The organism is Pseudoalteromonas sp. TB51 (genome assembly GCF_000498055.1).
Classification (GTDB): Bacteria; Pseudomonadota; Gammaproteobacteria; order Enterobacterales; family Alteromonadaceae; genus Pseudoalteromonas; species Pseudoalteromonas atlantica.
The window spans coordinates 1-9,435 of record NZ_AUTO01000340.1 but is presented as its reverse complement, the minus strand read 5'-3'; the positions used below and the strand labels follow the sequence as shown (position 1 = coordinate 9,435).

General features: G+C 37.4%; 7 protein-coding genes, 1 pseudogene and 1 other annotated feature. Of the genes and pseudogenes, 5 read left to right on the top strand and 3 right to left on the bottom strand.

From position 1 onward, the window contains the following. Both L650_RS0121565 and L650_RS0121560 read left to right on the top strand, forming a co-directional pair. Positions 1–641: alanine:cation symporter family protein (locus L650_RS0121565; RefSeq protein ID WP_029774361.1), on the top strand; the 641-nt coding region annotated here is incomplete at its 5' end. A gap of 139 nt (positions 642–780) precedes the next feature. Continuing rightward, the gene (locus tag L650_RS0121560) at positions 781–1,812 is read left to right on the top strand and encodes a patatin-like phospholipase family protein (protein WP_029774360.1); all 1,032 of its coding nucleotides are present in this window, start codon (positions 781–783) and stop codon (positions 1,810–1,812) included. 103 nt (positions 1,813–1,915) lie between these two features. Here L650_RS0121560 and L650_RS0121555 read toward each other — a convergent pair whose 3' ends face one another. After that, positions 1,916–3,532 carry a glycerol-3-phosphate dehydrogenase/oxidase gene (locus L650_RS0121555; protein WP_004586315.1) on the bottom strand — a complete coding sequence of 539 codons (1,617 nt, stop codon included), beginning with the start codon at positions 3,530–3,532 and terminating at the stop codon, positions 1,916–1,918. A gap of 562 nt (positions 3,533–4,094) precedes the next feature. Further along, positions 4,095–4,856, bottom strand: a complete 762-nt coding sequence (locus L650_RS0121545) for a DeoR/GlpR family transcriptional regulator (RefSeq protein WP_004586314.1) — start codon at positions 4,854–4,856, stop codon at positions 4,095–4,097. A 168-nt stretch (positions 4,857–5,024) separates the two neighbouring features. Between L650_RS0121545 and glpK the strand changes: the two genes are divergently transcribed. The 3 genes and pseudogenes from glpK to L650_RS24875 form a co-directional block, all read left to right on the top strand. Beyond that, the gene (glpK, locus tag L650_RS0121540) at positions 5,025–6,521 is read left to right on the top strand and encodes a glycerol kinase GlpK (RefSeq protein ID WP_029774359.1); all 1,497 of its coding nucleotides are present in this window, start codon (positions 5,025–5,027) and stop codon (positions 6,519–6,521) included. Positions 6,522–6,698: 177 nt separating this feature from the next. Next, the gene (locus L650_RS0121535) at positions 6,699–7,445 is read left to right on the top strand and encodes an MIP/aquaporin family protein (protein WP_004586312.1); all 747 of its coding nucleotides are present in this window, start codon (positions 6,699–6,701) and stop codon (positions 7,443–7,445) included. 207 nt (positions 7,446–7,652) lie between these two features. Continuing rightward, positions 7,653–7,932: pseudogene (locus L650_RS24875) on the top strand (patatin-like phospholipase family protein); the annotation flags it as partial. 233 nt (positions 7,933–8,165) lie between these two features. Here the strand turns inward: L650_RS24875 and L650_RS0121520 are convergent. After that, positions 8,166–9,385, bottom strand: a protein-coding gene (locus L650_RS0121520; RefSeq protein ID WP_223230517.1) for an IS3 family transposase whose coding sequence is annotated in 2 segments (ribosomal slippage) — positions 8,166–9,097 and positions 9,097–9,385 — 1,221 coding nt in all. Because the reading frame shifts where the segments join, the coding sequence is not laid out codon by codon here. After that, positions 8,991–9,107: a sequence feature (AL1L pseudoknot), on the bottom strand. Its footprint overlaps the gene before it by 117 nt. Positions 9,386–9,435: the final 50 nt, after the last annotated feature.

The following is a 9,435-nucleotide window of genomic DNA, read 5'->3' as shown; positions in this document are numbered from 1 at the left end:
CTGCCATTAAAAACGGTATACAACGCGGATTATATTCTAACGAAGCCGGCGCAGGTAGTGTGCCGCACGCTGCAGCAAGTGCTAGCCCAATGCCTAATCATCCAGTTACACAAGGGTATATACAAATGCTTGGCGTGTTTTTCGATACAATTGTGCTTTGTAGCTGTACCGCGGTAGTTATTTTATTGGCCGATGTAGATATAAGCGGCGAAATGGAAGGCATACGTTTAACCCAAAGCGCCATGACCGCACATTTAGCACAAGGCGGTGTGTACTTTGTTGCGGCANCAGCCATAACCTTATTTGCTTTTACCTCGGTAGTGGCCAACTATGCTTATGCCGAAAGTAACCTGTATTTATTTAAGCTCGATAACAAAGTAGGGCGCACAATTTATACATTACTTTATTTATCAATGATGCTGTGGGGCGCATCTGCGTCTCTAAAAGAAGTCTGGGATTTAGCCGATATAGCATTAGGGTTAATGACAGTGGTTAACGTTATCGCTATTATATTGCTCACGCCGACTATTCTGTCTGTTAATCGCGACTACAACACACAAAGAGAAAAAGGCATAGAGCCCGAATTTAAAGTAAAAGACGTAAAAGTACAGGGTAAATGCGAAAGTGGCATTTGGGATTGATTCCCGTATTTTTAGCAATTTTAACGATAAAAAGCGGTTTTATGGCAACATAAAACCGCTTTTTAATTTTGCATAATTATTCAATTTTGGGTTATGTGAACAGCACTAAAATATAAGAATAATAAGGTAAACTGATTTAATGATCGACATTCACGCAGGTAAAACAGCAGCAAAAATTATTAACGAGCAGGGCTTTAAACCCGAGTTATTTACCTCTTTTTTAGGGGCAAGTGGCGGGCCTAAATGGTTTACATTATTTGGCTTAGACAAATATATTTTTGGTGAGTTTTTTAAAAACCGCACCCAACCGCTTAATTTAATTGGGTCATCAGCGGGTGCTTTTCGTTCTGCATGTTTTGCACAAAACGATCCGGTTGCTGCCATTGAGCGTTTAGCAAAATCATATTCGCAAACCCGTTACACGAGTAATAAACCAACACCTGCTGAAATTACACTAAAAGCCCGCGCATTATTAGATGATGTATTTGGGGAGCACGGCGTAACCGAAATTTTAAATAATCCTATTTTTAAAGCGCATTTTATAGTGGCAAAATCGAATGGCTTTATTGCTAGTGAAAATAAATTAATTCAACTTTTAGGTTTATCAAAAAGCTATATGCTTAATCGGGTTAACCGAAAATTATTAGGCTCGCAGTACGAGCGATTTATTTTTGGCGCGCCAAACAGCAACTTATCAATAACCGACAGTTATAATTTTAAAACCCAAAACATACCACTTAGCCAAACAAATTTAAAAGATGCCTTACTTGCATCGGGCTCAATACCGCTTGTTATGCAAGGGGTAAAAAATATTGCAGGCTCACCACAAGGCATGTATCGCGATGGCGGGATCATTGACTACCATTTTGACTTAAAAATTAATAACCCTGGCTTAATTTTATATCCACATTTTAATAGCGAACCAAAAGCAGGCTGGTTTGACAAAAGTTTAAAACGTAAAGTTGCACCGCAAAATTACGATAATGTTGTGATGATTTCACCTTCAAAAAAGTTTGTAGCAGGGTTGCCTTACGGAAAAATTCCAGACAGGAGTGACTTTACTAAACTTGATGCAGACACACGTATAAAATATTGGAATACCGTTTTTAGCGAAACTGAAAAGCTAGCTGAAGATTTCGATAAAAAATTAAAAACTAGAACTTATTATTAATAGGCTAAATTACAATTTAGTCGCTAAACTATTGGATACCAGAACAATTGATTAACTGCACTGGTAGCCAATATACTGTAAAGCGCCTGATAGTTATAAAATGCTATTTTGATATTTCATCAATATACTCTTGGAGTTTGCTTTGAGCATTTTCTTTACCAAATAAGATTTGGCAAACCTCCTGCAAACCAGGATCGTTAAGAATATCCTGCGTTCTAACAACCAATGAAATCTTAGACCGGCGGCGCAAAAAGTCACTGAGTTTAGTTATCATTTCTCGCTCGGCAGCATGCTCTATTTCTACACGTAAGTATTCAGAGTGTTTAATAAGAAGTTCTGCTTTTTCAGGTACTTCGCGAATTTTTTCAAGCATGTTAATGCTATTTCTACCGTAGCGCCTCCAAAACCGTTTACTAAGCGGCTCAGTTGATGTAATAGGTGTTAAACCATCTAAGTTCATTAATTTTGCACGATGCAAAAACTCATTTTTAACGGTGTCGTCAGGCTCGCCGTACCATTTGTAGTCTTTATGTGGCAGGTTAATGCCTAGGCTTGTAACCAAATCAGCTACTTCATCGCCAACATTAATACAATCAGTTAATTTACCGCCAAAAATAGACAGGTATTGTTTATCCTTATTCGTATCTATTGCGTGTTTGCGCGATAGCTGTACCCAATCAGCTTGGCCATTACCGTCTTTTTTAATAGCTAAAGGCCTAACACCGCAACGCTCGGCAATAATGTCATCTTTAGTCAGTTCTTTTTCTAAATCCAGTAGCTTATTTGCGTTACCTAGAACAAAATTTCTGTCTTCATCAGTCACTTCTGAGTATGGACTATGAACTTGTGTATCGGTTGTACCAATACAAGTTTTAGGCCCCATGGGGATCACAAAAAACAATCGTCCATCGTCAGCAAAAAAAGTTAACACCTTATGGCTATTCGTAATTTTATCAACAATTAGGTGAATACCTTTTGAAAAAACATGATGATGAGCCGTTGTTTGGTTATTAACGTCATTAAGCGGATCAACAAACGGACCCGCAGCATTAATGATAACCTTAGAACGAATGTTAAATTGTTCGTTAGATATTTCATCTACCGCTTTTGTAGTCCAAACGCCATCAGCGCGCGTTGAGCCTTGTGAACTAACATAGTTAGCTGCAATACAGCCATGACTCATACTGGAGCGAATAAAATTAAAAACAAAACGCGCATCGTTATCTAATAAAAAGCTATCTGAATATTCAAACCCGGCCTCAACATTTTTTGTATCAACAACAGGCTCCAAAGACTTAATTTTTTTTGTAGTAAGGTATTGAGGAGATTTTGTAAAAAAACGGCCCATAAACCAATAGAGAATAGTCCCTAAATAAACAAATAATGCAGGAAACCTAAAGCCTTTTTGAATACTTGTAAAAAAACGAATTTCTTTAACAGTAGAAGGGTAACTACGCATTAAATGGTTTCTACTTTTACAAAGTTTGTTAACTAGATTATATTCATGGCCTTCTAAGTACTTTATACCACCCCATGCTAAATTAGATGAGTTTGAACTTGTAAAACCAGCAAAATCACCTTTGTCTATCAACGCAACTTTAGCACCTTTAGCCGCTAGTGCTGCAGCAGAAACTGCACCGTTAATACCTCCTCCAATAATCAAAACATCATAGACATCTTGAGGAAGCTTTTTAATATTGTTGTCTCTGAGTTGACTCATCTATTGGATTACCTATTTTAAGAAGCTTAATTAACTATATAAGGCCTAAAGGGCTCTAAGGTGTAATTTTTAAATATTTAGGGCGTTTTACTTGCATTGCGAAATATCAAACCTTGCCTATTTATTAATACAATCCCAAGACTAAAAATTATTGTCACGGGGTAGGTATTCAACATCTAACGTAGGATAGCAGGTAAAAATATTTATAGGCTGAAAATAAACATGGTACAAATTTTCCCTTTAATAAAAATAACACTTAATAACGAACATTTGCAAACATTAAAATACATAAATGAAAATCAAACTTTTGCAGTGGTTGTAATTTAAATTTTGAAAAATTAGTACGTTCTAGCTTGAGCTAGCGTATTTAGAAAAAAAAGAAAGGTATCTTAATAATGCCAACGACATAAAAAAAGATGGATTATAGCACCTTGAAAATTGCGCTATGGCAGAGTAAAAATTGCAATATAAAGTTATGATTAATAATTTTTACACTGTACTGTCTGCTATATCCCCATAAACGAGTATAAATACAGCTTTAAACATCCCTATGCTGTTTATTTTAATGGGCTAAATGCAGTGTTACATCGTGCTCTTTTAGTAAAGTAAGTATACTTTCAGGTGGCTGCGCATCAGTAATGAAATTATTGGCTTGTGTAATATTACCCAATCTCACCATTGCATATCGACCAAATTTAGAATGGTCGGCGGCCAGTAGAACGTTACGTGAATTTTTAATAATTGCCTGTGCTACACGTACTTCTCGATAGTCAAAATCAAGTAACGCGCCATTTTCTTCTATACCACTGATGCCAATAATGCCAAAATCCATACGAAATTGATTAATAAAGTCTTCTGTTGTTTCACCAATAATGCCGCCGTCTCTGTGTCTAACCTCACCGCCTGCAATAAGCACGGTAAAGTCTTTTTTAACGCCTAATATAGCCGCAACATTTAGGTTATTAGTAACCACTTTTAAATTTTCATGATTAAGTAATGCTTTCGCGATAGTCTCTGTTGTGGTGCCTATGTTTATAAAAAGTGAAGAGCCATTGGGTATCATACTAACGATGTGGTCAGCTATTTTTTGCTTAGCTTCTAAGTCCATAATTTTTCGGGTTTGATACGCGGTATTTTCAATACTTGAAATTGCACTAGCACCGCCATGGTGGCGCCTTAATTTATTTATATTGGCTAAATATGTGAGATCGCGTCTGATAGTTTGCGGCGTAACCTTATAATGACTTACCAATTCTTCTATAGAAATTGAACCTCTTTCTTTTAATAATTTTAGTATGGATTCGTGTCTCTGATCTTGAGTCATGTGCTTCACATTTGAGAATAAGCTATCGGCAAATTATAGATTAAAAACAAATGAATGAAAATTACATATAAATAATTATATATTAAGGACGTATTTTAGTTGTATGTACCGATAAATCCATGTAATAGTAAAAAACGAAAATAATCGAAAGTAGAAGTGAAAAAAACAATGAATAAATACATTCTTTCAATAGATCAAGGCACAACTAGTTCTAGAAGTGTACTATTCGACTTAAAAGGTAATATTGCTTACTTAGAACAACAAGAGTTCGAGCAACACTTTCCTAAAGCCGGCTACGTAGAGCATAAAACAGATGATATTTGGCATTCTGTTAAACAAACGACTGAAGCGGTAATGAAGCACATTGACCCACAACAAGATAAAGTGATTGCAATTGGTATTACTAACCAACGTGAAACAACCATTGTGTGGGACAAAAAAACAGGCGAGCCTGTTTATAACGCGATTGTTTGGCAAGATAGACGTACGTCAGAGTTTTGTAATAGTTTAAAAAAAGCTGGCAAAGAAAAAATGGTTAGCAAAAAGACAGGGCTTTTAATCGACCCTTATTTTTCTGCAACAAAAATAAATTGGATTTTGGATAACTGCGAAGGCGCTATAGAAAAGGCAGAAAATGGCGATTTAATCTTTGGTACTGTTGATACGTATCTATTGTGGAAATTAACAGGTGGAAAAGAGCACCGCACCGACGCCACAAACGCATCACGTACTATGTTGTTTAATATTCACACCCAAGAGTGGGATCCAGAATTACTTGAACTTTTCAATATACCTAAACACATGTTACCCGAGGTTATGGACTCATCTGATGACTTTGGCGTAGCAGAGCAAGCATATTTAGGTTACGAAGTTCCTATTTTAGCTATGGCCGGCGATCAACAGGCTGCACTATTTGGGCAAACATGCTTTCAACCCGGCATGGCAAAAAGTACCTATGGAACAGGGTGCTTTATGATGGTTAACACTGGCGATAAAGTCCTTGAATCTGAAAATAGGCTTTTAAGTACAGTAGCTTACAGACTAAATGGTAAACCAACCTATGCGCTTGAAGGTAGCATTTTTGTTGCAGGTGCGGCAATTCAATGGCTTAGAGACGGTTTACAGCTAATCGAAAAAGCAGATGAAACTGAATCACTTGCGTGTAATACCCCTTTAGACCACGGTATTTATATGGTACCAGCGTTTACTGGATTAGGTGCACCTTATTGGGATGCTAATGCGCGGGGCGCTATTTTTGGTTTAACCAGAGACACCGGTATTAAAGAGATTGTAACCGCTGGATTACAATCAGTCTGTTTTCAAACTAAAGATCTTCAAAAATCTATGGAGTCAGATGGGGTGCGTCCTCAGGTACTGAGAGTTGATGGCGGTATGGTAAAAAATAGCTGGCTTATGCAGTTTTTGTCTGATGTGTTAGGTGCAGAAGTTGATCGTTCTAGCATAAGTGAAACAACTGTATTAGGCGTCGCCTATTTAGCAGGTCTAAAAGCGGGTGTTTTCCCATCACTTGAGTCATTAGCTACAAACTGGAATTGCGATAAACGATTCGTACCCGATATGACTAAAGTAAAACGAGATGAATTGTATGCTGGTTGGTGTAATTCAGTCAAAAAAGTTCAAAGCGAAGATTGCTTGCAAGAATAAATGGTAAAAATTATCTGATTAAGTTTTTTAATATACGTTATTAAAAACTAAAACAGACTTAACGTTAAATATAAAATACGTATTTATGATGATGTAAACCAAATATTATAAATATTTGGGCTTGTCTGATAAATACATAGTTATGGACGGTTTTTATCACTAATAAGGAATATTAAAATGTCACCTTTCTTAGCTGAAATAGTTGGCACAGCATTACTAATTTTAATTGGTGGTGGGGTTGTTGCTAACGACATACTCAAAAAAACATTGGGCCATGGTGGCGGTTGGATGACAATCACTACAGCTTGGGCATTTGGTGTTTTTATCGGCGTTGTTGTTGCCGGCCAATACAGTGGTGCGCACCTAAACCCTGCGGTTACATTGGGTTTAGCCGTAGCAGGGTCATTCCCCTGGTCTGAGGTACCAAGCTATATTGTTGCTGAGTTTATAGGCGCTATGATCGGCGCTTCATTAGTGTATGCAATATACAAAGATCACTTTGATGCCACCGACGATCCGCTTTTGAAACGAGCAGTATTTTGTACATCTCCAGCAATACAAAACACATTTAGGAATGTACTTAGTGAAGTAATAGGCACATTTGTTTTACTCATTTGTGTATTTTATTTTTCTTCGGCTGAAATTTCCGACGGCTCTGGTGTAAAAATAGGTTTAGGATCAATTGGTGCCATTCCTGTTGCATTTGTAGTTTGGGGAATAGGGCTTTCTTTAGGTGGAACCACAGGATACGCGATAAATCCAGCTCGCGATTTAGGCCCGCGCATTGTTCATTCGTTATTACCAATAAAAGGAAAAACGGATAGTAATTGGAGTTACTCATGGGTGCCGGTAATTGGCCCATTAATAGGTGGGCTATTAGCTGCTTGGTTTCATATTTTAATTAGCTCAACGAACACTATTTAAGTTAAATACACACTAAACGCACAGACACATTATTAATACACAAACTAATTAATTATATAATCATAAAAAATAAAAAGGGCGCATAGCCCTTTTTATTTGTGTAAAGTTAAATAAAATTACCGCACGCATAATAAATAGTTTATTAGCAAAGCAAGTCATTGTTTGCATGTTAAATGTATAATGCAATGAGGTGCTAAACTAAATTCGTTTTTATTTAAAATTAATAAGGCCGACTTAATTTTATATTTTAATTTAAATTTAAAAAGCAGGGCGCTTAGATAAAAAAAAAGTAACACCACAAAAATTACGATAGCGTTGCGATGATCTCCCATCAAAAGAATTTATAGCAGGTTTACCTTATGGAGAATCCCAGACAGAACGACTTTACTGTTTTTGATGTAGATACACACATTAAATATTGGAATAGCGTTTTTAGTGAAACTGATAAGTCGCTTGAGCGTTTGATAATAAATTGATGACTAGATAAAATCTATGGGTGTAAAAGATAATAAGTTAAGGGCTGCGTAAAGATAAAGGTAGATTCGAAAAATTAAAGCTAATCTCATAAATAGAATTTGTAGAAAGAATCCTATTCGAAAATTAGTTTCAGCTTAATTACATTGTGATGTGTTTTCCCAACTAATTTGGTAGTGTTTAGAAATCTGTGTCATTTTAGTATTATGAATCGCCCCGAGTTCATCGGAGACCAGTTTGTTTAAGTCAGGCCACTTTACCTGACTCGTTTAAATTATCATAGTAGTCTGTTTCATATTGAGCTGGTGAAATATACCCAATTGAAGATAATAAGCGTTGATTATTAAACCAATTGACCCACTCTAACGTTGCGTATTCAACAGCATCAACATTCTTCCACGGGCCATTTCTGCGAATAATCTCTGTTTTAAATAATCCATTTATTGTTTCAGCCAATGCATTGTCATAAGAGTCACCCACACTGCCTACAGACGCTTGAATTCCAGCTTCAGCAAGTCGCTCAGTGTATCGTATAGACAAATATTGGCTGCCTCTGTCGCTGTGGTGAATTAACCCTTCGGGGTTGCCACGATGCCAAATAGCTTGCTCTAACGCATCAAGAATAAGCTCTGTGTGCATTGTCGTTGATACACGCCAACCTACAATGTATCGTGAAAAAACATCTATCACGAAAGCGACATAAACAAACCCACTCCATGTGGCAACATAGGTGATGTCAGCTACCCAAAGTTGATTTGGCTGCTCAGCAGTAAATTGACGATTAACTAAATCAAGTGGCTTATCTTGTTGCTCGTCAGGTATCGTTGTCTTATGTGCTTTACCCCGACGAACACCTTGAATTCCCATAACTCGCATCAATCGTTCGACTGTACAGCGGGCGACTTGATGGTCGTCAAGCTGTAGCTGCTTCCATATTTTTCTTGCACCATAAACTGACATATTATCCTCCCACACTTCGCGAATGAGTATTATCAGCTCAGCATCACGCTTTTTGCGGTTAGACAGTCGCTCAGGCTCTCTTTGTATCTGTTTATGAGAATAATACGTTGATGGTGCAATCGGCAATTCCTTGCAAATTGACTCGACACCGTAATGCTCTCTGCAAGCATCAATAAAATCCACTATTACTTCTGTTTGCGGTCGAGCTCCGCTTGGGCGAAAAAAGCGGCAGCTTGCCTCAGGATATCATTCGTTCGCTTGAGCTCTTTATTCTCGCGCTCTAAGACGGCAAGGCGTTCTTCAGTTGATTGCGTATTAGAAGAGGGTTTAGACGGTTGAGCTTGAGATTTCTTGACCCATGCTCTAAGTGTTTCTGGGGTACATCCCAGTTTATCTGAAATCGATACTAGCGCAGCCCAAAGAGAAGGGTATTCATGCTGTTGTGTGGTAACAAGCCTAATTGCACGTTCACGAAATTCTGATGTATAGCGATTTGATTTTTTCATAGTTCCAGTTTCTCAAGTTATTGAGTCTCTGGCAAACACGGGGCGATTCA

Bases quoted from the DNA above. Each gene is read 5' to 3' on its own strand.
- L650_RS0121560 (WP_029774360.1), top strand. From the start codon at position 781: ATGATCGACATTCACGCAGGTAAAACAGCAGCAAAAATTATTAACGAG.
- L650_RS0121555 (WP_004586315.1), bottom strand. From the start codon at position 3,532: ATGAGTCAACTCAGAGACAACAATATTAAAAAGCTTCCTCAAGATGTC.
- L650_RS0121545 (WP_004586314.1), bottom strand. From the start codon at position 4,856: ATGACTCAAGATCAGAGACACGAATCCATACTAAAATTATTAAAAGAA.
- glpK (WP_029774359.1), top strand. From the start codon at position 5,025: ATGAATAAATACATTCTTTCAATAGATCAAGGCACAACTAGTTCTAGA.
- L650_RS0121535 (WP_004586312.1), top strand. From the start codon at position 6,699: ATGTCACCTTTCTTAGCTGAAATAGTTGGCACAGCATTACTAATTTTA.